This is a genomic window from Pseudomonas putida, assembly GCF_028682395.1.
GTDB lineage: Bacteria > Pseudomonadota > Gammaproteobacteria > Pseudomonadales > Pseudomonadaceae > Aquipseudomonas > Aquipseudomonas putida_AB.
On sequence record NZ_JANHLC010000014.1, the window covers coordinates 42,836 to 65,511 of the forward strand.

The following is a 22,676-nucleotide window of genomic DNA, read 5'->3' on the forward strand; positions in this document are numbered from 1 at the left end:
TCGCCCCCCCCACGGCTACGCGGGCGGCGTGAAGTTTCTAAGTGACGATTGCGCACTAAACCCGCAAAATGCAACGATTCCGGCATTAGCCACCGCAAAGGCCTCGGGTCTTCGCGTTACTACTCATCGTTGCAAACAGACTGGGCCTGCTGAATCTATGCGAATGCGCCTTATGTTACTGGGCGGCGGGAATGCCCTCGGGCAGGCGCTGATTCGCCTGGGTGCAGAGGAAGACATCGGTTTCCTCGCACCGCGTCCGCCGCAAGACGGCTGGGACGCCGCGAGCCTCACGCAATTGCTCGACGACACCCGTCCCGATGCCCTGATCAATCTCGCCTACTACTTCGACTGGTTCCAGGCCGAAGCCGTCAGCGAAACCCGTCTTGCCGGGCAGGAGCGTGCCGTTGAACGGCTTGCCGAACTCTGCCAGCACCACAACATCATTTTGCTTCAGCCTTCGAGCTATCGGGTCTTCGATGGTTCGCGCGCGACCGCCTACAGCGAGAAGGATGAGCCGGTGCCGCTCGGGTTGCGGGGGCAGGCGCTATGGCGCATCGAGCAGAGTGTGCGCGCCATCTGTCCACAACACGTGCTGCTGCGTTTCGGCTGGCTGCTCGATGAGAGTGCCGAAGGTTCCCTCGGGCGCTTCCTAGCGCGGGCCGAGCAGGCGCAGGAACTGCTGCTGGCGGATGACCGGCGGGGTAATCCAACGCCCGTCGACGATGCAGCCCGAGTGATTATCTCCGTGCTCAAGCAACTCGATTGCGGTGCGCCGCTGTGGGGCACGTACCACTACGCAGGACACGAGGCGACCACGCCGCTGGCACTCGGCCAGGCGATCCTCACCGAAGCCCGCAGCCTGCGCGAGCTGGCTGTCGAGGCGCCGACCCCCCAGGCGCATGCGGCTCGTCCCGATGCTGGCGAAGAACCTCAGCATGCGGTGCTGGCCTGCAAGAAAATTCTACATACCTTCGGGATCAAGCCGCGTGCCTGGCGCGCGGCGCTCCCGGGCTTACTGGATAGATTTTATCGCCATGGTTGATGCTCCTATTCTGGTGACCGGCGGCGCCGGTTTTATCGGTTCCCACCTGGTCGACGCACTGTTGGCCAAGGGGTATGCGGTGCGGGTGCTGGATGATCTGTCCACCGGTCAGCGCGCCAACTTGCCGCTGGCCAATCCACGGATCGAACTGATCGAAGGCGATGTAGCCGATGCCGCGTTGGTTGCACGCGCCATGCAGGGCTGCCAGGCGGTTGCCCATCTGGCAGCGGTGGCGTCGGTGCAGGCTTCGGTCGACGACCCGGTTCGCACCCATCAAAGTAACTTCATCGGCACCCTGAATGTTTGTGAGGCCATGCGCCAGGCCGGCGTACGTCGGGTATTGTTCGCCTCCAGCGCGGCGGTCTACGGCAACAACGGCGAAGGCGAGTCGATCGATGAAGACACGCCCAAGGCACCCTTGACGCCCTACGCATCGGACAAGCTGGCCAGTGAGTACTATCTGGACTTCTACCGGCGCGAGCATGGGCTGGAGCCGGCGATCTTTCGCTTCTTCAATATCTTCGGTCCGCGCCAGGATCCGTCCTCGCCGTATTCCGGGGTGATCAGCATTTTCTGCGAGCGCGCTCTGCAAGGCCTACCGATCACGGTATTTGGCGACGGAGAGCAGACTCGTGATTTTGTCTATGTCGAAGACCTGGTGGACCTGCTGATCCAGGCTATCGAAACACCGCAACTGGAAGTGGGCGCGGTGAATGTCGGCCTGAACCAGGCCACCACCCTGCTGCAGATGTTGGACGCGCTCAAAGCTGTGCTCGGCAGTTTGCCGCCAGTCAGCCATGCGCCGCCGCGGGCTGGGGATATCCGTCACTCGCGTGCCAATAATCAGCGGCTGTTGCAGCGCTTCAGCTTTACCCGGCAGACGCCGATGCGTGAAGGGCTGGCGCGGCTACTGGGCCGTTAGGTTTTTTGCAGACATGAAAAAGGCGCCTCGAAAGGCGCCTTTTTTGTGGGCGTGGACTTAGAACTTGTAGCCCAGGCCGACCATGTAGACCCATGGATCGACGTCGACGTTGACCTTGGCACGGGTGCCGGTGCCCACGATGCTGTTGTCCACGTAGGCGCGGGTATCGATATCGATGTAGCGTGCCTGGGCGTTGACCATGATGTTGTCGGTCAGCATGTAGTCCGCACCGATCTGCCAGGCCATACCCCAGGAGTTTTTCGCCCGGAAGTTGTTGAAGCCGTTGGCCTTGGCTTCGCTACCGACGTGTTCGTCGAAGATCCAAGTGTAGTTGATGCCGGCGCCGACGTAGGGCTGGAAGGCGGATTTGGCGTCCAGAGGGTAGTACACCACGCTCAGGGTTGGCGGCAGGTGCTTGAGGGTACCGAGCTTGCCATTGGCCTGAGGCAGGATACTGCCTTTGACCTTCACGTCATGTTCGAACGGCGTAGCGGCGAGCAGTTCGATACCGATATGGTTGGTCAGCATGTAGGCAAAGTTCAGACCCAGCTGCGTGTCGCTGCTCATGGTCGCCTTGCCTTCCAGGTCCATGCCGGCCAGGTTGCCGCGGTCTACCTTGACGTGGGAGCTGTCAGCTTTCGGGTTGACGGTGATGGCACCGGCCCGGATCAGGATATCGCCGGCTTCGTGGGCCTGGGCGAGTGGGGCGGCGAGTGCGAGCGCGAAGAGGGATGCGCTAAGCAGGGACTTATGCATGGAAGGCTCCAAAGGACGGTTCAAGTTGGCTGTGTCCAATGTTAGTGAGCGTCTTGTCCCTCTCTTTGACTCAGCTCAATGGAAGTCCAATTGCTACCTTAAAACAATGGAACTTTTTTGGAATATGGCTATTTGGCGAGCCACGACCTCAGTCAGGCAGTTCATAGGCATAGATTTTTTCAGCGTCCATCTGGTACCCCGCATCGGCGATATCACTGCTGATGGCCTTGACCTGCAGTGCCCCTTCGATCCAGTACGGCTGGTACAGCTCTTCGAGTTTGACCCCGACTTCACTGGTGACATGGACGATCTGGTTGGAGGGCGGTGGTGGTACGTGGATGCAGGCGCCGAAGTAGGGCACCAGCAGAAATTCGGTGGTGCGTCCGGCCTCGTTGACTTCCAGCGGCACGATATAGCCGGGCAGGCGCACACGCTGGCCGTCGAGGCTCTTGACCACTGGGGCATCGGGCTGGTCCTGCTGGGCGGCGGGTGCCGACTCGGCGCTCAGGGTGTCGCCGAGTTTCGACAGGTCGTGCAAGGGGGCCATCTGCGGCTCCTGCACCACTGCATCCGGCGGAATCATTTCCTGCCAGACCAGGTCCCGCAGTGCCTCGGCCGCTTGCAGCGGCAGGGCGACCACCAGTAACAACGCATACAACAGGCGCGACATAAGCGCTTTCCTCACAGGCGAATCGACAGACCATCGGCCAGGGATTGGCGATAGGCGCGCCAAGCGGGCACGCAGCCCATCAGCAGGGCGGCGCCGAGGATAGCGCCGAGCAGCGTCCATTCATACTCGCTTGGCCAGCTCAGTGGCAGGTACAGCCCATAGTTTGCCTGGACATACCCCTGGGCCAGAGCGATACCCAGATACAGCAGCACCAGCCCTGCCACTGCTCCGGCCAGGGCCAGGGCAAAGGCTTCGAGTATCAGCAGGGTCGCGATATGCCAGGGGCGGGCGCCAACGGAGCGCAGGATCGCCATTTCCCGGCGCCGTTCATTGAGGCTGGTCAGGATTGCGGTGAGCATGCCGATCAGGCCGGTCAACACGACAAACAGCGAGACCACGAACAGGGCTTTCTCTGCCGTGCCCATCAGGCTCCAAAGCTCCTGCAGCGCGACCCCGGGCAGGATCGCCTGCATCGGCTCGCCGCGGAACTCGTTGATCTCGCGCTGCAGGGCGAAGGTCGCGATCTTGCTGTTCAGGCCCAGCATAAAGGCGGTTATGGCCTGGGGCGTGAGGTCCATATTGCGCGCCTGGTCGGCGCTGACCCGGCCGGCCCCGCGCGCCGGTACACCGTTGTGCCAGTCGACATGGATGGCTTCCATGCCGCCCAGGCTGATATGCAGGGTGCGGTCTACCGGCGTACCGGTGCGCTGGAGAATGCCAACCACGGTGAAGGGCTTGTCGTCGTGCTTGACCAGGCTGATCGCCGCCACGCCATGGGCCAGGACCAGTTTGTCGCCCAGTTTGTAGTGCAAGGCATCGGCGACTTCGGCCCCCAGGACCACCTCAAAGGGATCGCTGGCGAAGGCCCGACCGCTGGCGATGTGCAGCGGTTGCTGACGACCGTATCGGTAGTGCTCGAAGTAAGCGGCGCTGGTGCCCATCACGCGGTAGCCGCGATGGGAGTCGCCGAGGGAAATCGGGATGGCCCATTTCACCTTCGGGTTTTGGGCGAAATGCTCGAAGCTGTCCCAGCGAATATTGTTGGTCGCATTGCCGATCCGAAAGACCGAATACAGCAGCAGGTTCACCGACCCGGCACGGGCGCCGACAATCAGATCGGTGCCGCTGACGGTGCTGGCGAAACTGGCGCGGGCTTCGGTGCGCACGCGCTCGACGGCCAGCAGCAGACAGACCGACAGGGCAATGGCCAGGGCAGTGAGCATCGCGGTGAAGCGGCGGTTGGCCAGGCTGGCGAGGGCCAGTCGCAGCAGGTACATCTCAAACCTCCACAGGCGCGGTCGCGCGGTTGAGTTCGGCCAGGGACACATGGCGGTCGAACAGCGGGGCCAGGCTCTGGTCATGGCTGACAAACAACAGGCTGGCGCCAGCCTCGCGGCATTCGCTGAACAGCAACTGGATAAACGCTTCGCGGGCATCGGCATCGAGGGCGGAGGTCGGTTCGTCGGCGATCACCAGCTCCGGCTGGCCGATGAGTGCGCGAGCCGCTGCGACCCGTTGCTGCTGGCCGATGGACAGTGAGTCGGCGCGTCGCTCCAGCAACGCCGGGTCCTTGAGGCCCAGATGGGCGAGCAGGGTGATGGCCGCCTGTTCGATGCTGGTATGGCGCTGGATCGCCCGGGCGGCGCGCAGCTTGGAAAAGTGGCAGGGCAGCGTGACGTTCTCCCGTACCGAGAGAAAGGGCAGCAGATTGAATTGCTGGAAGATGTAGCCGGTGTGGTCGACGCGAAAGTGATCCCGGGCGCTGGCCGATAGCTCGCTCAACTCCTGGCCCAGCAGGCGAATACTGCCTCGGGTGGGCTTTTGTACGCCGCCGAGCAGACCCAGGAGCGTGGTTTTGCCGCTGCCGCTCGGGCCCTTGAGAAACAGCGTCTCGCCGGGCTCCAGCGCAAAGGCCGGGATATCCAGTAGAGGTGGATGCCCGGGCCAGTTGAAGCCAAGGTCGCAGAGTTCGATAAGGGCTTGGGTCATGGAATTCACGCAATTAGGAGCAGGGTTGTAGCCGCTGTCGTCAGGCTGCGATCGACCGTACCGCGCTCACGGGTTTATGGGAACCCGAAGGCCGGTGGGCCGTGTCCAGCCTGTCGACGGCGTCGATCAGAAGGTCAGCGTTGCGGCTGCGGGCGTGGCATCGAGCCCTTGCTGACCCTTGGGGGCGATCAGTTGTACCTGAATTTTCTGGGTGGCGGGGAAGGTCTTGAACAGTGGGCCCATATCCAGATTTTTCAACGCCTCGGGGGTGGCGCAAGTGAACTGATAGTGGGCATGGATTTCACTGTGCTGGTGGTGATGCTCGCCTTCACCCTTGGCGTGGTCGTGGTCGTGGTCGTGGTCGGGCTCGGGCTTGTCGCCAAACAGCGGGCTTTCCAGTTCCAGGTTGGCCAGCGTGCAACCAGCGGCCTTGGGCAGACCGAACAGGCTGAAGGGTTGTTCAAGCTGGGCGCGCACGGCGCTGACCTTGGCCTGGTCGGCAGGGGTGCTGGCGGCATGCTCGAAACCCACCAGGTTCATCGCCGGGCTTTGCAGCTCCAACTCCAGGGTGTCGCCCTCCAGCACCGCATTCAGGCGCGCCACGCCGTGTTCGTGAGCCCCCAGGCTGGCGTGCTCGGCGTCGTGATCGTGAGCGTGTTGCGACGGCTCGGCGGCCTGGCTGGCAGCCAGCGGGAGCAGGGTGAACGGCAAGGCAAGAAGCAGGCGGCGCATGACGAGACTCCGATACGGGATTAAGTGTTATGTAATCTTATAACGTAAGGCGCGAGAGTGTGCCCCTCTGCTTGGCGTTGTGCAAGCCGCATGGGAGCATGCTCGTCGGAAAATCGCGGGAGCAGAGCAATGTTGCGAATTCGTGGAAGTATTGGTGACTGGCCGGTGGATTTGACCCTGGAGCTTGACGATGCGGATTGGGCACGACTGGGTGCCCAGCTACAGGTTGAGAAGCCGGTGAGTGCGCCTGCGGTGGTGCGTCCGGTGAATCAGGACGATGCGCTGTGGCAGTTGGCCAAGGATCTGTTGCGCCAGGCTGGCCAGCTCAGTGGTCCGGAGCTGCTGGCGCAGTTGGAAGGTTTGACCGGCAATGCGGTGGCCGGCAAGCGCTTGTTGGTGCGCCTGCGCCATAGCGCCGAGGTCAAGGTCGTGAACGGTGGGGACACGCCGCTGTACAGCTGGATCGAATAGACCTGCGCCTCCCGTTGCAGGTGCGAACGGGTTCGCTCCTGCAGGTGTGGGGCGTGAGTCGTTAGTAGAGCGCGGCGAACAGCTTGCGCCGGTACGTGGTCACCAGCGGATGGTCGTTGCCCAGCAGTTCGAAGACCTGGAGCAGGGTCTTGTGCGGCAAGCCTTCGCCGTAGCTGCGGTTGCGGATAAACAGCTTGAGCAGGGCGTCCAGGGCCGCGTCGTATTGCTGGCGGGCCAATTGCTGGATCGCCAGTTGATACACCGCTTCATCGTCTTGCGGATCCTGGGCCAGGCGGCTCTTGAGATCGGCGGCGTCCGGCAGCTCGCCGGCCAGGCGCAGAAAGGTCAGTTGGGCCTTGGCACCGGCCAGTGCGGCTTTGTGTTCGTCGCCTTTGACCGCTTCGAGCACGCTCTGGGCTTCGTCCAGTTCGCCGCGTTCGGCCAGGCAGCGCGCATAGAGAATCAGTGCCTGGGCATTGCTGTTGTCTTCCCCCAGCAACGCCTTGAGCAGCGCTTCGGCCTGGGCGATCTGGCCTTCGCCAAACAGGTGCTGTGCCTGCTCCAGCGGGTCGGCTGCTGCCGGTGGTGGCATCTGCACATGGGGTTCGAGCAGGGCGCGGATTGCGGACTCGGGCTGGGCACCGGCAAAACCGTCGACCGGCTGGCCGTCCTTGAACAGCACCACGGTCGGCAGGCTACGAATGCCGAAGCGCGCGACGATATCCTGTTCAGCCTCGCAATCGACCTTGGCCAGCAGCAGTTCGCCTTGATAGCTCTCGGCGATCTGTTGCAGCAGGGGCATCAGCGCCTTGCACGGCGCGCACCACTCGGCCCAGAAGTCCACCAGCACGGGTTTGTGGAAAGAGTTCTCGATCACCAACTGGTCGAAATTGGCGCTGCTGGCGTCGAAGATATACGGCGTGTTCTGAGTCATCGGAAATCTCGAAGAGCGTTGAATGCGCCAACTATAAAGGCTGCCAGGCACTTTGCCGAGTCGGCGTGTGGCGCAGGTTTATCGCGTGGCGTGATAGAGGCTGACCTGGCGAAATTCATGGGGTTCTGCCAGGTCGGGCAGGGTCAGGGCTTCGAGCGTTTCCAGCTGGCGGTACAGTGGATGGCGGAAATCCTTGACCCGGGAGTCGGCCACCAACGCTTCGCGCCCGCGGCTGAGAAAACGGTCAAGCAGCGGCAGGTTTTCGCGGTCGTAGAGGACGTCAGCCACCAGGATCAGGTCGAAGCGATCCTCCTCGGCAAAGAAGTCGGCGCTGTAGCCCAGGTGTACAGCATTGAGCTGGGCATTCGCCCGGCAAGCGTCCAAGGCCAGTGGGTCGAGGTCGCAGGCCACTACTTCAAGCGCACCGGCCTTGGCCGCGGCAATCGCCGCCACACCGGAGCCTGCGCCAAAGTCCAGGACGCGTTTGCCGGCGACCCATTGCGGTCGCTCGGCCAGAAAGCGTGCCAGGGCCAGGCCGCTGGCCCAGCAGAAACTCCAGTAGGGCGGCTCGTGGAGGATCCGTCGGGTTTCTTCCGGGCTGAAGGCGCGGTCCATATTGTCGGCGTCAATCAGCCAGAGCTGCAGCTCGGTCCCCGGTAATGGGCAGGCGCGCAGTTGAGCATCGCCAAGCAGTTGGCTCAGGGCGTGTTGCAGGTCGAGCGGTGCATTCATGGGGCTTTTTCAAATTGCAGCGGGCCCAGGGCCTGGGTCGTTGGCTGGGTAATGACCACGGCCGGCAGATGCAGGATCAACTGCCCGGACTGGCTGGCGCGGCCACGCAGTTCTACCCGCGCGCCGGCGGGGAAGGCTTCGGGGTTGAAGCGCAGGCGCATGGGTAGGGCCTGCCCCGTGCCATTGAGCTTGCTGCTGGCCAGCAGTTGCTGCGGACGGCCCCGGCTGTCGATCACCAGCAGTGCCAGTTCGGCTTCAGCCCCGGCCGGTACGCCGACCAGGCTGCCACTGAGCTCACGCTGAAAGGCGGGCAGAGGCCCCAGTTCGATTTGGGAACTGGCTGTTTTTTTCGATTGCTGTTGGGTGGCAGGTGCCTGGGGTGCCTTGGGCGCTTCGCTGCTGCAAGCGCCAAGCAGGCCGGCGAGGCCGAGCAAAACAAGCGGTCGTACGGACATGAAGCGGCTCCAGCAAGGCAGAATTCGGTGTGTCGGCATGGGTAAAAGGTAGACGGGCGACTGTATACCGCAAACCCCATGGCTTGTCTTGCGACCGGGATGCGCTAACATGGCCCTCCCTTTTTTTGTTGCCTGCCACCATGCACTGTCCCTTCTGCGGTGCCAACGACACCAAAGTCATCGATTCGCGCCTGGTCGCCGAGGGCGAACAGGTCCGCCGCCGGCGTGAATGCCTGGCCTGCGGCGAACGTTTCACGACCTTTGAAACGGCCGAACTGGTGTTGCCACGCCTGATCAAACAGGACGGCAGCCGGCAGCCTTTCGATGAAGAAAAACTGCGTGCGGGCATGCAGCGCGCGCTGGAAAAACGCCCGGTCAGCGTCGAGCGCCTGGAAGCGGCGCTGGCGCATATCAAGCACAAACTGCGGGCCACCGGCGAGCGCGAGGTCAAGTCGCTGGTGGTTGGCGAATTGGTGATGGGCGAGCTGCAAAAACTCGATGAAGTGGCCTATATCCGTTTTGCCTCGGTCTACCGGCGCTTCCAGGATCTCAACGAATTCCGCGAAGAAATCGATCGCCTGGCCCGTGAGCCAGCCAAGGAATGAGCCTGTCCAACGAACAACTCGTGCTTGATGCCCATTACATGGCCCGTGCCCTCGAACTGGCACGTAAAGGCCTGTATTCCACCCATCCGAACCCGCGTGTCGGCTGCGTGATCGTGCGTGATGGCCGGGTGATTGGCGAAGGCTGGCACGTGCGCGCCGGCGAACCCCATGCCGAAGTCCACGCCTTGCGCCAGGCCGGTGAGTTGGCTCGCGATGCGACGGTCTACGTGACCCTGGAACCCTGCAGCCATTTCGGCCGTACGCCGCCGTGCGCCGAGGCGCTGGTCCAGGCCGGAGTGGCGCGTGTGGTGGTTGCCATGCGCGACCCCAACCCGCAAGTGGCCGGACGTGGCCTGTTGCGCTTGCTCGATGCGGGGATCGCGGTGCACAGCGGCGTGCTGGAAAGCGAAGCGCGCCTGCTCAATCAGGGCTTTCTCAAGCGCATGGAGCACGGCCTGCCCTTTGTCCGGGTCAAGCTGGCCATGAGCCTGGATGGACGCACGGCCATGGCCAGTGGCGAAAGCCAGTGGATTACCGGGCCGGCGGCGCGTTCGGCGGTGCAGCGCCTGCGCGCCCGCTCCAGTGTGGTGATTACGGGCGCCGATACGGTGCTGACGGATCAGGCACGGCTGACCGTACGTCCCGACGAGTTGGGCCTGGGCGCCGAATTGACGGCCCTGGCCGAACAGCGTCCGCCCTTGCGCCTGCTGATCGACGGGCGGCTGCGGGTGCCGCTCGATGCACCGTTCTTCCGGGCCGGCCCGGCGCTGGTTGCGACGTGCGCCGCGGCGACCGCCCGTGAGCGCTACCAGGAGGACGGGCATGAGCTGCTGGCGGTGTCCGGCAGCAATGGTCATGTCGACCTGCGCAAGCTCTTGGTCGAGCTGGCGGGGCGTGGCATCAACGAGGTGCTGGTTGAAGCCGGCCCGCGCCTGGCCGGTGCCTTTGCACGCCAGGGCCTGGTGGACGAGTACCAGATTTTTGTCGCCGGCCAGTTCCTGGGGTCGAGCGCGCGGCCATTGCTCGACTGGCCGTTGAATCAGATGAGCGAAGCACCGCGTTTGAAAATTGTCGAGATGCGTGCGGTGGGTGCCGACTGGCGAGTCATCGCGGTACCTGATCCGGCCCCCGGCCTATAATTTGCGGCCTGCACCCTGTGCAGGTCCTGTTCTCGAGGAGGACTTTATGTTCACCGGCATTATCGAATCCATCGGCACGATTCGCGCATTGACCCCAAAAGGCGGAGATGTGCGGGTTTATGTCGAAACCGGCAAGCTCGACCTGGGCGACGTCAAACTGGGTGACAGTATCGCGGTCAATGGCGTTTGCCTGACGGCGGTGGAGTTGCCGGGCGACGGCTTCTGGGCCGATGTCAGCCGTGAAACGCTGGACTGCACCGCTTTTCATCAGCTCAAGACCGGCAGCCGGGTCAACCTGGAAAAAGCCCTGACGCCGACTACCCGCCTGGGTGGGCACCTGGTCAGCGGCCATGTCGATGGTGTCGGTGAAATCGTGGCCCGGGAAGAAAACGCCCGGGCCATCCAGTTCCGCGTCCGTGCGCCCAAGGACCTGGCCAAATACATCGCCCACAAGGGTTCGATCACCGTCGACGGCACCAGCCTGACGGTGAACGCGGTCAATGGCGCCGAGTTCGAGCTGACCATCGTTCCCCATACCCTGTCCGAAACCATCATGGCCGACTACCGGCCGGGCCGGCAGGTGAACCTCGAAGTCGACCTGCTGGCACGTTACCTGGAGCGCCTGCTGCTCGGTGACAAGGCCGCGGAGCCGAGCGCGGGCGGCATCACCGAAAGTTTTCTGGCCGCCAACGGCTACCTCAAATCCTGACGCAAAGGGGGTGCCCCGTGGCGCTCAACACGATTGAAGAACTGGTCGAAGACATTCGCCAAGGCAAGATGGTCATCTTGATGGATGACGAAGACCGCGAGAACGAAGGCGACGTCATCATGGCCGCCGAGTGCTGCAAGGCCGAGCACATCAACTTCATGGCCAAGCACGCCCGTGGCCTGATCTGCATGCCTATGAGCCGCGAGCGCTGCGAGCTGCTCAAGCTGCCGCTGATGGCGCCGCGCAATGGCTCCGGCTTTGGCACCAAGTTCACCGTGTCCATCGAAGCCACCGAAGGCGTGACCACCGGTATTTCCGCGGCCGACCGTGCGCGTACCGTTCAGGCCGCCTCGGCCAAGGACGCCAAGGCTGAAGATATCGTCAGCCCGGGGCATATCTTCCCGCTGATGGCCCAGCCGGGCGGAACCCTGGCGCGTGCCGGGCACACCGAAGCGGCCTGCGACCTCGCGCGCATGGCCGGTTTCGAGCCGGCCGGGGTGATCTGCGAGGTGATGAACGACGATGGCACCATGTCCCGTCGCGCCGAGCTGGAAACCTTTGCTGCCGAGCACAACATCAAGATCGGCACCATTGCCGACCTGATCCATTACCGGATGATCCACGAACGTACCGTTCAGCGGATTGCCGAGCAGCCACTGGACAGCGAACTGGGCCATTTCAACCTGGTGACCTACCGTGACTCGGTGGAAGGCGATGTGCACATGGCCCTGACCCTGGGCACCATTTGCGCCGAAGAACCGACCCTGGTGCGTGTGCACAACATGGACCCGTTGCGCGACCTGCTGATGGTCAAGCAGCCCGGGCGCTGGAGCCTGCGCGCGGCGATGAGCGCGGTAGCAGAGGCCGGCAGCGGCGTGGTGCTGTTGCTCGGGCACCCACTGGATGGTGACTCGGTGCTGGCCCATATCCGTGAAACCTCGGAGCAGGCGCCGGTGAAAAAACCGACCACCTACAGCATCGTCGGTGCCGGTTCGCAGATCCTGCGTGACCTGGGCGTGCGCAAAATGCGCCTGATGAGCTCGCCGATGAAGTTCAATGCGATATCCGGTTTCGATCTGGAAGTTGTAGAATACGTGCCCTCCGAATAAAGCCCTGCCGATTGCAGTGCTGGATTCGCGGTAACTCTATCCCTCAAGGGCGCCAACTGGGCGCCCTGGCTCTTTAATACGAGACATGCCAATGACCCTGAAGACCATCGAAGGTACCTTCATCGCCCCCAAAGGCCGCTATGCTCTGGTAGTTGGCCGGTTCAACAGCTTCGTTGTCGAAAGCCTGGTGAGCGGTGCCGTTGATGCCCTGGTTCGCCATGGCGTGAGCGAAAGCGACATCACCCTCATTCGTGCACCGGGCGCCTTCGAAATCCCGCTGGTGGCACAAAAGGTTGCCCAGCAAGGCCAATACGCGGCGATCATCGCCCTGGGCGCGGTGATTCGTGGCGGTACTCCGCACTTCGAATACGTGGCAGGCGAGTGCACCAAGGGCCTGGCCCAGGTGTCCATGGAGTTCGGCGTACCGGTTGCCTTTGGCGTGCTGACGGTCGACTCGATCGAGCAGGCCATCGAGCGTTCCGGCACTAAAGCCGGCAACAAAGGTGCTGAAGCTGCCCTGTCCGCTCTGGAAATGGTCAGCCTGCTGGCGCAGTTGGAGGCCAAGTGATTAGCGACGAAAGCGATCGTTTCAACCCGCGTGACGCCAAGCCTGCGGACACCGGCAAGCCGTCCAAGAGCGCCAAGCGCCGCGAGGCGCGCAAGCTGGCGACCCAGGCGCTGTACCAATGGCACATGGCTGGTCACTCGTTGAACGAAATCGAGGCCCAGTTCCGGGTCGACAACGACTTCATCGATATTGATGGCGCCTACTTCCGTGAAATCCTGCACGGCGTGCCGGCGAGCAAGACCGAGATCGACAGTGCCCTGGCGCCTTGCCTGGACATCACCATCGACGAACTCGACCCGGTTGAACTGGCCGTGCTGCGCCTGTCCACCTGGGAGCTGATCAAGCGTGTCGACGTACCGTACCGTGTCGTGATCAACGAAGGGATCGAACTGGCCAAAGTCTACGGTTCCACCGACGGCCACAAGTTCGTCAACGGCGTGCTCGACAAGCTGGCCCCGCGCCTGCGTGAAGCCGAAGTGAAGGCTTTCAAGCGCTGATCCGCGCTTGTACCGGGCATGGGCGAGTTTGAGCTGATCCGCAATTTCTTCGCCGCCGCGCCTTGTGCGCAGGCCGGCGAGGGCGTTGCCCTGGGGATTGGCGATGACTGTGCCCTGCTCAGTGTGCCCGCCGGCGAACAGTTGGCGGTTTCCACCGATACCCTGGTGGCCGGCGTGCATTTCGCCGACCCCTGCGATCCTTTTCTGCTCGGCCAGCGCGCGCTGGCAGTGGCTGCTAGTGACCTTGCGGCCATGGGCGCTGCCCCCGTGGCCTTCACCCTTGCGTTGACCTTGCCGACCGTTGCGGCCGACTGGCTGCAGGCGTTCGCCCAGGGTTTGAACCGCATGGCCCAGGCCTGCGGCTTGCGCCTGGTCGGCGGCGATACCACACGCGGGCCGTTGAGCCTGACCGTGACCGTGTTCGGCAGCGTACCGACGGGCCAGGCGCTGACGCGTGCCGGTGCCCAGCCGGGTGATCTGTTGTGTGTCGGCGGCGAACTGGGCAATGCCGCTGGCGCCTTGCCCCTGGTGCTGGGCCAGCGCACAGCCGTGCCGGCGATTGCCGAGCCCCTGCTGGCACACTACTGGTCGCCCGCACCGCAGTTTGCGCTGGGCTTGGCCTTGCGGGGCAAGGCCACGGCGGCGCTGGATATCTCCGATGGCCTGCTGGCCGATTGCGGGCATATCGCCCTGGCCTCGCGGGTCGCCTTGCAAGTCGAGCGCCACCGCCTGCCGCTGTCGAGTGCGCTGCTGAGCTTTCTTGGCCAGGCGGCGGCGCAAGATGCGGCCTTGAGTGGCGGCGACGACTATGTGCTGGCCTTTACCCTGCCGCCCGCGCAACTGGCACCACTGCTGGCCGAGGGTTGGCCGGTACAGGTGGTGGGCCGGGTCGTGGCGGGCGCGGGCGTCACGCTGCTGGATGAAGACGGTCAGGACATCACCCCGTTTACCCGGGGTTATCAACATTTTCGGGAGACACCGTGACAGATCATCCCAAGCAGGTTCCGGCCGAGTTCGTGCCGCCGTCGGTCTGGCGTAATCCCTGGCATTTCCTGGCGTTTGGCTTTGGTTCTGGCACCTTGCCCAAGGCTCCGGGCACATGGGGTTCGCTGGTGGCCTTGCCGTTTATCCCGCTGTGGCAGATGCTGCCCGACTGGGGTTACTGGCTGATGCTGGGCATCACCATTTTGTTCGGCTTCTGGCTGTGCGGCAAAGTCGCTGACGATCTGCGGGTGCACGATCACGAAGGGATCGTCTGGGACGAGATGGTCGGCATGTGGATCACCCTCTGGCTGGTGCCCGAAGGTTGGTACTGGCTGTTGGCCGGCTTCTTGATGTTCCGATTCTTCGATATTCTCAAGCCGTGGCCGATCCGCTGGATCGATCGCCATGTGCACGGCGGCGTCGGCATCATGCTCGACGATGTACTCGCCGGGGTCTTTGCCTGGCTGGGCATGCAGGGGCTGGTCTGGCTATTCACTTGAGGAGCAGGTATGCGCAAGGCGTGGTGGGGGGTGCTGCTGTGGCTGATACTGTGCGCCGCGCAGGCGAGCGAACTGCCCAAAGACATTCGTCTAGCCAGTGAGGCGTGGGTCGACTACAGCGAAGCGGATGGTCGCGGCCTGGCCTGGGACGTTCTGCGCGAAATTTTCGAGCCATCCGTCACGGTTCAGGTTCGTAGCGAACCCTATACCCGCTCTATCGGCCTGGTGCAGCGCGGTGAGGCCGATGCGTGGGTCGGTTCCTATTATCAGGAAATCGACACGGCGCTTTACCCCCACTGGAACTTCGACACCGATCATATCTACGCCCTGGGCTTGGCCAGCAGCCCTGTTCCGAACCTGAAGAACATTGGCGACTATCGCCTGGCCTGGGTGCGCGGCTACGAATACCAGGACTACCTGCCGGGTGTTCGCCACTTTAGTGAAGTACAGCGGCGGGGCGGCATTCTGCCGATGCTGCAGCATGGGCGGGCCGATTACTACATCGATGCCCTGGCCGAAGTCGACGCGGTGCTGAATGAGGCGCCGGAGCCGAGCCGTTATCGTCGCTCCCATCTGGCCGAACTGCCCTTGTACCTGGGGTTTGCCGACAACCCCAGGGGCCGTGCGTTGCTAGCGTTTTACGATCGCCGCATGGGGGAATTGGTGAAAAGTGGTGCGTTGCGCGCCATTTTTGCCCGCTGGAAACAGCCCTATCCCTTCGATGACGCGGCAGCGCCCGCGCAATAGCAATCAAACTTCTTGATCTTTATCACCGACAATTCAGCCTAAGCGTCTGTAGGAAGCTCCTGCTACAATGCCGACCTCTGTGAAATACCCCCCTTCATATTGAATCAGGAGCACACGGTGTCCGTCGTTTTTGTCGCCGCTTCCAAGCTGCCTACGCCTTTTGCCCAATTCACCATGCATGGCTTTCTTGAAGAAGCCACCGGGCGTGAGCATGTGGTGCTCAGCCTGGGAGATGTCAGTGACGGCGCACCGGTCCTGGGTCGTGTGCATTCCGAGTGCCTGACGGGCGATGCCCTGTTCAGCCAGCGTTGCGACTGCGGCTCGCAACTGGAAGCGGCCCTGCAGGCCATTGCCCGTGAAGGGCGTGGTGTGCTGCTGTATCTGCGCCAGGAAGGACGCGGCATCGGCCTGTTGAACAAGATCCGCGCCTATGAGCTGCAGGACGGTGGTGCCGACACGGTCGAGGCCAATGAGCGCCTGGGCTTTGCCGCCGATCAGCGTGACTACGGGATCTGCCTGCCGATGCTTGAGCATCTGGGGGTCAAGTCGCTGCGGCTGATGACCAACAACCCGCGCAAGGTCAATGCCCTGACCGCCATGGGCATCACCGTCGCCGAGCGTGTGCCGCTGCACACCGGGCACAACCCGCACAACAAGCTCTATCTGGCGACCAAGGCCGGCAAGCTCGGCCACATGATGGGCAATGAACATCAGGGCGAGGTCGACCGGGCGTGACGCGTGGTCAGGTACGTCGGCGGCTGGCCTTCGGCTGGTGGCAGCAGTTGTTTATGACCCTGTTGCCGCTGTTTATTGCCAGCTGGCTGTTCGGCAAGACCGACCCGGTTATGCCGATGCTGGCGATGCCGTTCTTTATCGCCGGAGTGGCTTCGATGTTTGTCAGCCTGCGTTTTTTCGGCGCCTACAAGCGGGCCCTGATCGCCACCCACCAGGCGCTCGATACCCCGGAAGAACCTGCGGCCTGGATTGAACTGGCCCACGTGCGGCGCAAGGCATTTCTTGCCGCGGCGCTCCCGACCTGGATCGGGACCCTGGCGGTCTTTGTCGGTCTGGAGGCGGTGCCGCTGATGCTGCTGGCGCTGTCGACGGTGGTACTGTTCTACCTCTACCGGATCCCTCGGCAACTCGGCTAAGTCGTCACGGCACACAAAAAAGCTCGCCCCTACAGAAACCTTTGTATTTCTGTAGGGGCGAGCTTTTTGCGAGGGTATCAAGGCCCTATTTGAGCGTATTCAGAGGTCCAGCAGGCGCAACCGCTCGCGGATCGAAGCTTCGATCCCCGCCGCATCCAGCCCGCACTCGGCCAGCATCTGCGCCGGCTTGGCGTGCTCGACATAGAGATCGGGCAGGCCCAGGTGCAGGATCGGCTTGAGCAGGTTGTCGCGCGCCATAAATTCGCTGACCGCCGCACCCGCGCCACCCATGATGGCGTTTTCTTCGATGGTCACCAGTAGCGCATGGCTGGCGGCCATGTCACGTACCAGTTGTTCATCCAGTGGTTTTACGAAGCGCATATCGACCACGCTTGCATCGAGTTTCTCGGCCACCTGCAGGGCTTCGCTCAATTGCACGCCAAAGACCAGAATGGCGACCTTGCTGCCTTGGCGGCGTACGATGCCCTTGCCGATTTCCAGGGGGTGCAGGTCTTTTTCGATCGGCGCATTGGGGCCGCTGCCCCGTGGATAGCGTACGGCGGCCGGGCCTGGATACAGATGGCCGGTGGTGAGCATCTTGCGCAGCTCGTTCTCGTCGCTGGGCGTCATCACCAGCATGCCGGGGATGCAGCGCAGGTACGACAGATCGAAGCTGCCGGCGTGGGTCGGGCCGTCTTCACCGACCAGGCCGGCCCGGTCGATGGCGAACAACACATCGAGGTTCTGCACCGCGACATCGTGGACCAGTTGGTCATAGCCGCGTTGCAGGAAGGTGGAATAGATTGCGACGACTGGCTTGGCGCCTTCGCAGGCCATACCGGCGGCAAAGGTCACGGCGTGCTGTTCGGCGATGGCCACATCGAAGTAGCGCAGCGGGAAACGCTCGCTGAAGGCCACCAAGTCGGAGCCTTCCTTCATGGCCGGGGTAATCCCGACCAGGCGCGGATCGGCGGCGGCCATATCGCACAGCCATTCACCGAAGACCGCAGAGTACTTGGGGCCGCCGGCTTTTTTCGGGGCGCTGGCCGGGGCGTCCAGGGGTTCGAGCTTGGTGATGGCGTGGTAGCCGATCGGGTCGACTTCCGCTGGCGCGAAGCCTTTGCCTTTTTTGGTCACCACATGCAGAAACTGCGGACCCTTGAGGTCACGCATATTGCGCAGGGTGGCGACCAGGGTCGGCAGGTCGTGGCCGTCAATCGGGCCGATATAGTTCCAGCCCAGTTCTTCGAACAGCGTGCCGGGCACCAGCATGCCCTTGGCATACTCTTCGGTACGCCGGGCAATTTCCCAGGCGCCGGGCAGGCGCGACAGCACTTTTTTGCTGCCTTCACGCATGCTCGCGTAGGTGCGGCTGGAGAGGATCTTGGCCAGGTAGTTGGACAGCCCGCCGACATTGCGCGAAATCGACATGTCGTTGTCGTTGAGGATCACCAGCATATTGGCATCGACTTCCGGCGCGTGGTTCAGCGCCTCGAATGCCATCCCAGCCGTCAAGGCGCCGTCGCCGATCACGGCGATAGCCTTGCGATCGCTGTTTTGCAGGCGGGCGGCAATGGCCATGCCCAGCGCTGCACTGATCGAGGTGCTGGAGTGGCCGACGCCAAAGGTGTCGTACTCGCTTTCGGAGCGGCGCGGGAAGGCGGCGATGCCGTCCTTCTGGCGCAGGGTGGCCATCTGTTCGCGGCGCCCGGTCAGAATCTTGTGCGGATAGGCCTGATGGCCGACGTCCCACACCAGCCGGTCGTCCGGGGTGTCGAAGACGTAATGCAGCGCGATGGTCAGTTCGATGACCCCGAGGCCGGCACCAAAGTGCCCGCCGGTCTGGCCGACGGTATAGAGCAACTCCTGGCGCAACTCATCGGCCAGGGTTTCCAGCTCGGCTTCACCCAACCGGCGCAGGCCGGCCGGCGTGGCGGCACGGTCGAGCAGGGGCGTGGTCGGGCGCTTGCGGGGGAACTCTTGAAACGTCGTGGGCATCAGGCGAATCGTTATAGGTATAAAGAGAGGCGGCAGTTTACCTTATGCATCGCAAGCTGCCCACGCAGTCTGGCGCCGTACTGGCCAATTACAGTCTCAGGTTGGCCAGTCGTGCACGCCATCAGTTACGGCGTTCAACGATATAACGCGCCAGTTCGCGCAACGGCTCGGCCGCCGCGTCGAAAGGTCGCACGGCCTGCAGCGCCTGGTCACGCAGTTCCAGGGCGTAGGCCTTGGCCGCTTCCAGGCCGAGCAGTGCCGGATAGGTGGGTTTGTCGCGGGCGATATCGGCGCCCTGGCGTTTACCCAGGGTCGTGGTATCGCTTTCGACGTCGAGGATATCGTCCTGGACCTGAAAGGCCAGGCCGATGGCCTGGGCATAGGTTTGCAGGGCCTCGAGCGCATCCGGTCGAGCCCGGCCGCTGGCCAGGGCGCCAAGGTACACGGCGGCCTCGATCAGGGCGCCGGTCTTGTGCCGATGCATAAATTCCAGGGCTTGCTGGTCGAGCTTGAGCCCTACCGAGCCGAGGTCAATGGCCTGGCCGCCGACCATGCCGGCCGGACCGGCCGCGCGGGCCAGGGCGGTGACCATGCGCAGGCGGGTTTCAGCGTCGAGGTCGCTCAGGTTCGGGTCGAGCAGTGCATCGAAGGCCAGGCTCTGCAAGCCGTCGCCGGCCAGGATCGCGCAGGCTTCATCGAAGGCCTTGTGCGTGGTCGGCTGGCCACGACGCAGGTCGTCGTCGTCCATGGCCGGCAGATCATCGTGCACCAGCGAATAGGCGTGGATCAGCTCCACCGCGCAAGCCGCGCCATTAGCCTGCGCCGCCGCGCCACCGAGGGCCTCGCAGGCGGCATAGGCCAGGAGCGGGCGCACGCGTTTGCCGCCATTCATCACGCTGTAGCGCATGGCGTCGTAGAGACGAGTCAGTTCGGGGGTCGGTGCGCTGAACAGCTGTTGCAGCGCGGCATCGACACGGGCCTGGCTGGCGGCCTGGTAGGCTTTGATCATTGGGCCTGTTCCGCGTCGAAGGGCTCTTCGGCCAACTCGCCGTCGCGCTCAAGCAGCAGTTGCACCTTTTGCTCGGCCTGGGCCAGGGCGCCCTGGCATTCGCGGGTCAGGCGGATACCTTGTTCGAAGGCGGTCAACGAGTCTTCCAGCGACAGCTCGCCGTTCTCCAGACGCTCAACCAGCGTTTGCAGATCAGAGAGGGATTGTTCGAAATCCAGGGTAGCTTTTTTGCGGGCCATGGTGGCGTTCTCGGTTGACGTTAAACCGGCGCGACACTAGCAGACAGAGGGCTTCGGGGCAAATGAACGGGGCGGCTGACGTCGTCTTTCAAGAGATCTCCAGTTGTCGCAGAGGGCCGTCCTTGCGGCAGTGTCGGCATGAGTGACCACACGTGCGGGAGGCGCCGTCGAATGTTGAAATCGGCAGGCTGACCCTAGGTTAACGTGAGCCCCTTGCCTTCAAACACCGGTCGCCAGCTGCCGGGCCAACATTACTGGCGACAAATCGCCTGGATAAATCGCGCCTTGGCGGATTGGATGGCGGAATAATCCGCTAAATTGTCATTTTTCGGCTTTGCCAAAAAAATAACGCCAACGCCTTGACCCAATATTTACGGGGGGTGCGGCGTTAAGCGCAGGTAAAAGAACCCTTAACCACAAACCTGCCTGTCATTTTCAAAAGGCTTCTCATAGAATCGCCGCGCACCGTTCATGGCACTTAGCCATATCTGGCAGCCGCATTAATGGATGGATGCACCTGACAATCAGAAGCTGTTTAAGGAAGAGCTCGTGAACCCCGCTATGTTCCGCAAGACCCTTCTCGCACTGGCAATCACTGCCACTGCTCTGCCGGCCTACGCCGATGACACTCTGGTGCTGACAGACACCGGCCTGGTCAAGACCGCCGATGTGTATACCGGCAACCTGGAAATCACCGGGAGCTTCACCAGCACCGACAGCGACGTTGATGCCGTTGAACTGCACGGTATTGACGTGGCCAATGACCTGATCCTCAATGCCACCATCAACGCCAATGGCGAGTTTGCTGATGGCGTCGATATGGATCAGGACGACAGCACCAAGACCCCGAACAAAATCGGCGGCAACCTGATCAACAAGGGCAGCATCACCATCGTCGGCGATGGCGGCGCAGCACTGCTGATCGACCCGGCCGAAATCGGCGACAGCGTGATCAATGATGGCACCCTGAGTGTTACAGGCGAGCCGGTCAACGATAACGGCACCATCGATCCGGTCCGCGCCCTGGATATCTCCGGCTCCACCACCATCGGTGGCGGTGTGGCCAACGGCCCCGGCGGCAAGATTCTCGCTTCGGGCACCAATGCCAAGGGCATCTCCATCGCCGGCACCACTGTTGAACATGGCCTGAGGAACTACGGCCTGATCCAGGTGACGGGTAGTGGTGCTACGGCGATCGACCTGACCACCAATGCGAAAACCTCGGAGAAGGTCAACCTCAGTTCCGTGAACAACTACGGCACCATCCTTGCCACGGGCGATGATGCGACCGGCCTGCAGATCGACGGCGCCAACTTCACCCAGAGCACCGGCGCCCATGTCATCAACGCCGGCACCATCGATGCCGAGGACGCGGCCATTTTCATTGGTGGCTTCGAGATCGAAGGCGCAGCAGCGGGTGATCCACTGGTGATCCACAACAGCGGTGAGTTGATTTCCAAAGACGAAGCCATCGATGCCGAAGACGCCACACATAATGTCAACCTGGTGTCGCTGGACGGCAGCAAAATCACCGGCAACCTGATCGATCTGAGTGCTATCGATATCGTCGGTAATACCGTATTCAACGGCACCGACACCACGTCCGACGGCTATAACATCCGTATGAAAAATAACGGTTGGGTGGCTGTCGGCGGCATAAAAGACTCGACGCCTTTCACTGGACATCTGGAACTGGGCCAGGCCCATACCAGCATTGACGGCAACCTTTTTGTAGCGGCCGATTCCTCCCTGGGCATGACCCTGAGCCCGGTCACCGACCCTGATACCGCCGTACTGTCGGTCACCGGCACCGCCGAGTTCGCCGAAGGTTCGCAGATCAAGCTGGGTGCCTCGGGCAACGACTTCAAGGCCGACGGCGTCACCTACAAACTGATCGAAGCTGGCACCCTCACAGACAACGGTCTGAGCGTGATCAGCAGCTCCGCCCTGCTCAATGTCGACCTGTTCAAGGTTGAGAACAACGAAGTGGTGGCCCAGGTCACCGCCAAGAACAGCGACCAGTTGAGCGACCTGATCAACAGCCAGGGCGGCAGCAACAACAGCCTGCAGGCTTTGACCAGTTTCAGCCGCGATGGCCTGATGAGCCGCCTGAACGCCAACGACCCGCTCTACCAGGCGCTGGTCAATGCCGACGCCCAGCAGGTTGCCGCGATTGCTGCGCAGATGACCCCGGAAATCAATGGCGGCGCTTCCCAGGCGGCCACGACCAGCCAGAGCCTGATCAGCAACACCACCAACGCGCGTACCAGCTCGACGCGTGGCCAGTCCTCGGGTGAAACCTTCAAGCAGACCGGTGTCTGGGTTCAATCGCTGTACAGCGACGCTACCCAAGGCAAGCGTGACGGCATCGCTGGCTACAACGCCTACAGCCGCGGGATCGCCGTGGGTGCCGATGGCAAGGTCAGCGACCAGTTGACCCTGGGCCTGGCGTACAGCTTCCTGAACACCGACGTCAACGGCAAGACCGGCAACAAAACCAAGGTCGATAGCCACGCGTTCACCCTGTACGGCGGCTTCGAGCAAGGCAACTACTTCGCCGACGCCAGCCTGACCTACGGTCTGAACGATAACGAAGGCCAGCGCAAGATCGCCGGTACCACGGCCAAGGCCGACTACGACAGCACCCTGCTGGGCCTGAACCTGATCGGTGGCTACACCTATCAGATCAACCCGCAACTGCTGGTCGAGCCGCGCGTC

26 protein-coding genes are annotated in these 22,676 nt (G+C 62.7%); 15 read left to right on the forward strand and 11 right to left on the reverse strand.

Translation table 11 applies throughout. From position 1 onward, the window contains the following. The first annotated feature begins 157 nt into the window (after nt 1-157). Both NPS46_RS23960 and NPS46_RS23965 read left to right on the forward strand, forming a co-directional pair. Nucleotides 158-1,042 carry a sugar nucleotide-binding protein gene (locus tag NPS46_RS23960; RefSeq protein WP_274111636.1) on the forward strand — a complete coding sequence of 295 codons (885 nt, stop codon included), beginning with the start codon at nt 158-160 and terminating at the stop codon, nt 1,040-1,042. Next, a complete protein-coding gene (locus tag NPS46_RS23965) occupies nt 1,035-1,964 on the forward strand; it encodes an NAD-dependent epimerase/dehydratase family protein (RefSeq protein WP_274111638.1) in 930 nt (309 codons plus the stop codon). Before NPS46_RS23960 ends, NPS46_RS23965 begins: the two co-directional genes overlap by 8 nt. 57 nt (nt 1,965-2,021) lie before the next feature. Here NPS46_RS23965 and NPS46_RS23970 read toward each other — a convergent pair whose 3' ends face one another. From NPS46_RS23970 to NPS46_RS23990, 5 genes are all read right to left on the reverse strand, one after another. Then, nucleotides 2,022-2,720 carry an OmpW/AlkL family protein gene (locus tag NPS46_RS23970; RefSeq protein WP_274111640.1) on the reverse strand — a complete coding sequence of 233 codons (699 nt, stop codon included), beginning with the start codon at nt 2,718-2,720 and terminating at the stop codon, nt 2,022-2,024. Nucleotides 2,721-2,868: 148 nt separating this feature from the next. Further along, nucleotides 2,869-3,390: a DUF3299 domain-containing protein gene (locus tag NPS46_RS23975; RefSeq protein WP_274111642.1), complete on the reverse strand. Its 522-nt coding sequence runs from the start codon at nt 3,388-3,390 to the stop codon at nt 2,869-2,871. A gap of 11 nt (nt 3,391-3,401) precedes the next feature. Further along, nucleotides 3,402-4,667 (reverse strand): ABC transporter permease, encoded by a 1,266-nt coding sequence (locus tag NPS46_RS23980; RefSeq protein ID WP_274111644.1) that lies wholly within the window; start codon nt 4,665-4,667, stop codon nt 3,402-3,404. A 1-nt stretch (nt 4,668) separates the two neighbouring features. Beyond that, the gene (locus tag NPS46_RS23985) at nt 4,669-5,379 is read right to left on the reverse strand and encodes an ABC transporter ATP-binding protein (RefSeq protein WP_274111646.1); all 711 of its coding nucleotides are present in this window, start codon (nt 5,377-5,379) and stop codon (nt 4,669-4,671) included. 126 nt (nt 5,380-5,505) lie between these two features. Continuing rightward, nucleotides 5,506-6,111, reverse strand: coding sequence for a DUF2796 domain-containing protein (locus NPS46_RS23990; RefSeq protein ID WP_274111648.1), 606 nt, complete (start codon nt 6,109-6,111; stop codon nt 5,506-5,508). Between the two features lie 129 nt (nt 6,112-6,240). Between NPS46_RS23990 and NPS46_RS23995 the strand changes: the two genes are divergently transcribed. After that, nucleotides 6,241-6,582, forward strand: a complete 342-nt coding sequence (locus NPS46_RS23995) for a hypothetical protein (RefSeq protein ID WP_274111650.1) — start codon at nt 6,241-6,243, stop codon at nt 6,580-6,582. 61 nt (nt 6,583-6,643) lie between these two features. Here NPS46_RS23995 and trxA read toward each other — a convergent pair whose 3' ends face one another. From trxA to NPS46_RS24010, 3 genes are all read right to left on the reverse strand, one after another. After that, on the reverse strand, nt 6,644-7,516 hold the full coding sequence (gene trxA / locus NPS46_RS24000) for a thioredoxin (protein WP_274111652.1): 873 nt from the start codon (nt 7,514-7,516) through the stop codon (nt 6,644-6,646). Nucleotides 7,517-7,594: 78 nt separating this feature from the next. Beyond that, nucleotides 7,595-8,248, reverse strand: a complete 654-nt coding sequence (locus tag NPS46_RS24005) for a class I SAM-dependent methyltransferase (protein ID WP_274111654.1) — start codon at nt 8,246-8,248, stop codon at nt 7,595-7,597. Next, entirely contained in the window at nt 8,245-8,703 is a 459-nt protein-coding gene (locus NPS46_RS24010) for a hypothetical protein (protein ID WP_274111656.1), read from the reverse strand. The genes NPS46_RS24005 and NPS46_RS24010 overlap by 4 nt, the downstream gene beginning before the upstream one ends. A 140-nt stretch (nt 8,704-8,843) precedes the next feature. Here NPS46_RS24010 and nrdR point away from each other — a divergent pair, with 140 nt between their 5' ends. From nrdR to NPS46_RS24065, 11 genes are all read left to right on the forward strand, one after another. Further along, on the forward strand, nt 8,844-9,308 hold the full coding sequence (gene nrdR / locus NPS46_RS24015) for a transcriptional regulator NrdR (RefSeq protein ID WP_274111658.1): 465 nt from the start codon (nt 8,844-8,846) through the stop codon (nt 9,306-9,308). Next, nucleotides 9,305-10,447, forward strand: coding sequence for a bifunctional diaminohydroxyphosphoribosylaminopyrimidine deaminase/5-amino-6-(5-phosphoribosylamino)uracil reductase RibD (ribD, locus tag NPS46_RS24020; RefSeq protein ID WP_274111660.1), 1,143 nt, complete (start codon nt 9,305-9,307; stop codon nt 10,445-10,447). The genes nrdR and ribD overlap by 4 nt, the downstream gene beginning before the upstream one ends. 46 nt (nt 10,448-10,493) lie before the next feature. Further along, the gene (locus NPS46_RS24025; protein WP_274111662.1) at nt 10,494-11,156 is read left to right on the forward strand and encodes a riboflavin synthase; all 663 of its coding nucleotides are present in this window, start codon (nt 10,494-10,496) and stop codon (nt 11,154-11,156) included. Nucleotides 11,157-11,173: 17 nt separating this feature from the next. Then, complete coding sequence (ribBA, locus tag NPS46_RS24030) at nt 11,174-12,265, forward strand: bifunctional 3,4-dihydroxy-2-butanone-4-phosphate synthase/GTP cyclohydrolase II (RefSeq protein ID WP_274111664.1); 1,092 nt, start codon at nt 11,174-11,176, stop codon at nt 12,263-12,265. A 91-nt stretch (nt 12,266-12,356) separates the two neighbouring features. After that, nucleotides 12,357-12,833, forward strand: coding sequence for a 6,7-dimethyl-8-ribityllumazine synthase (gene ribH, locus NPS46_RS24035; protein WP_274111665.1), 477 nt, complete (start codon nt 12,357-12,359; stop codon nt 12,831-12,833). Beyond that, complete coding sequence (nusB, locus tag NPS46_RS24040) at nt 12,830-13,330, forward strand: transcription antitermination factor NusB (RefSeq protein ID WP_274111667.1); 501 nt, start codon at nt 12,830-12,832, stop codon at nt 13,328-13,330. The genes ribH and nusB overlap by 4 nt, the downstream gene beginning before the upstream one ends. Nucleotides 13,331-13,348: 18 nt before the next feature. Next, a complete protein-coding gene (thiL, locus tag NPS46_RS24045) occupies nt 13,349-14,314 on the forward strand; it encodes a thiamine-phosphate kinase (protein ID WP_274111669.1) in 966 nt (321 codons plus the stop codon). Then, nucleotides 14,311-14,814, forward strand: coding sequence for a phosphatidylglycerophosphatase A family protein (locus NPS46_RS24050; protein ID WP_274111671.1), 504 nt, complete (start codon nt 14,311-14,313; stop codon nt 14,812-14,814). The genes thiL and NPS46_RS24050 overlap by 4 nt, the downstream gene beginning before the upstream one ends. Before the next feature lie 9 nt (nt 14,815-14,823). Further along, on the forward strand, nt 14,824-15,561 hold the full coding sequence (locus NPS46_RS24055) for a substrate-binding periplasmic protein (RefSeq protein ID WP_274111673.1): 738 nt from the start codon (nt 14,824-14,826) through the stop codon (nt 15,559-15,561). Between the two features lie 117 nt (nt 15,562-15,678). Beyond that, on the forward strand, nt 15,679-16,296 hold the full coding sequence (gene ribA / locus NPS46_RS24060) for a GTP cyclohydrolase II (RefSeq protein WP_274111675.1): 618 nt from the start codon (nt 15,679-15,681) through the stop codon (nt 16,294-16,296). Then, entirely contained in the window at nt 16,293-16,712 is a 420-nt protein-coding gene (locus NPS46_RS24065; RefSeq protein WP_274111676.1) for an MFS transporter, read from the forward strand. Before ribA ends, NPS46_RS24065 begins: the two co-directional genes overlap by 4 nt. Nucleotides 16,713-16,811: 99 nt before the next feature. On the opposite strand, the gene dxs is transcribed toward NPS46_RS24065, so the two are convergent. From dxs to NPS46_RS24080, 3 genes are all read right to left on the reverse strand, one after another. Then, complete coding sequence (dxs, locus tag NPS46_RS24070; protein WP_274111677.1) at nt 16,812-18,710, reverse strand: 1-deoxy-D-xylulose-5-phosphate synthase; 1,899 nt, start codon at nt 18,708-18,710, stop codon at nt 16,812-16,814. 121 nt (nt 18,711-18,831) lie between these two features. After that, nucleotides 18,832-19,719, reverse strand: a complete 888-nt coding sequence (gene ispA / locus NPS46_RS24075) for a (2E,6E)-farnesyl diphosphate synthase (RefSeq protein ID WP_274111679.1) — start codon at nt 19,717-19,719, stop codon at nt 18,832-18,834. Then, nucleotides 19,716-19,958, reverse strand: a complete 243-nt coding sequence (locus NPS46_RS24080; RefSeq protein ID WP_274111681.1) for an exodeoxyribonuclease VII small subunit — start codon at nt 19,956-19,958, stop codon at nt 19,716-19,718. Before NPS46_RS24080 ends, ispA begins: the two co-directional genes overlap by 4 nt. A 549-nt stretch (nt 19,959-20,507) precedes the next feature. Here NPS46_RS24080 and NPS46_RS24085 point away from each other — a divergent pair. Continuing rightward, the coding region (locus NPS46_RS24085) for an autotransporter outer membrane beta-barrel domain-containing protein (protein WP_274111683.1) at nt 20,508-22,676 on the forward strand (2,169 nt) is incomplete at its 3' end.

Bases quoted from the DNA above. Each gene is read 5' to 3' on its own strand.
- NPS46_RS23980 (WP_274111644.1), bottom strand. From the start codon at position 4,667: ATGTACCTGCTGCGACTGGCCCTCGCCAGCCTGGCCAACCGCCGCTTC.
- thiL (WP_274111669.1), top strand. From the start codon at position 13,349: ATGGGCGAGTTTGAGCTGATCCGCAATTTCTTCGCCGCCGCGCCTTGT.
- ispA (WP_274111679.1), bottom strand. From the start codon at position 19,719: ATGATCAAAGCCTACCAGGCCGCCAGCCAGGCCCGTGTCGATGCCGCG.
- nrdR (WP_274111658.1), top strand. From the start codon at position 8,844: ATGCACTGTCCCTTCTGCGGTGCCAACGACACCAAAGTCATCGATTCG.
- NPS46_RS23970 (WP_274111640.1), bottom strand. From the start codon at position 2,720: ATGCATAAGTCCCTGCTTAGCGCATCCCTCTTCGCGCTCGCACTCGCC.
- NPS46_RS23990 (WP_274111648.1), bottom strand. From the start codon at position 6,111: ATGCGCCGCCTGCTTCTTGCCTTGCCGTTCACCCTGCTCCCGCTGGCT.
- NPS46_RS24080 (WP_274111681.1), bottom strand. From the start codon at position 19,958: ATGGCCCGCAAAAAAGCTACCCTGGATTTCGAACAATCCCTCTCTGAT.
- NPS46_RS23985 (WP_274111646.1), bottom strand. From the start codon at position 5,379: ATGACCCAAGCCCTTATCGAACTCTGCGACCTTGGCTTCAACTGGCCC.
- NPS46_RS23960 (WP_274111636.1), top strand. From the start codon at position 158: ATGCGAATGCGCCTTATGTTACTGGGCGGCGGGAATGCCCTCGGGCAG.
- NPS46_RS24055 (WP_274111673.1), top strand. From the start codon at position 14,824: ATGCGCAAGGCGTGGTGGGGGGTGCTGCTGTGGCTGATACTGTGCGCC.
- NPS46_RS24005 (WP_274111654.1), bottom strand. From the start codon at position 8,248: ATGAATGCACCGCTCGACCTGCAACACGCCCTGAGCCAACTGCTTGGC.
- trxA (WP_274111652.1), bottom strand. From the start codon at position 7,516: ATGACTCAGAACACGCCGTATATCTTCGACGCCAGCAGCGCCAATTTC.
- NPS46_RS23965 (WP_274111638.1), top strand. From the start codon at position 1,035: ATGGTTGATGCTCCTATTCTGGTGACCGGCGGCGCCGGTTTTATCGGT.
- NPS46_RS23995 (WP_274111650.1), top strand. From the start codon at position 6,241: ATGTTGCGAATTCGTGGAAGTATTGGTGACTGGCCGGTGGATTTGACC.
- ribH (WP_274111665.1), top strand. From the start codon at position 12,357: ATGACCCTGAAGACCATCGAAGGTACCTTCATCGCCCCCAAAGGCCGC.
- NPS46_RS24010 (WP_274111656.1), bottom strand. From the start codon at position 8,703: ATGTCCGTACGACCGCTTGTTTTGCTCGGCCTCGCCGGCCTGCTTGGC.
- NPS46_RS23975 (WP_274111642.1), bottom strand. From the start codon at position 3,390: ATGTCGCGCCTGTTGTATGCGTTGTTACTGGTGGTCGCCCTGCCGCTG.
- dxs (WP_274111677.1), bottom strand. From the start codon at position 18,710: ATGCCCACGACGTTTCAAGAGTTCCCCCGCAAGCGCCCGACCACGCCC.
- ribD (WP_274111660.1), top strand. From the start codon at position 9,305: ATGAGCCTGTCCAACGAACAACTCGTGCTTGATGCCCATTACATGGCC.
- NPS46_RS24025 (WP_274111662.1), top strand. From the start codon at position 10,494: ATGTTCACCGGCATTATCGAATCCATCGGCACGATTCGCGCATTGACC.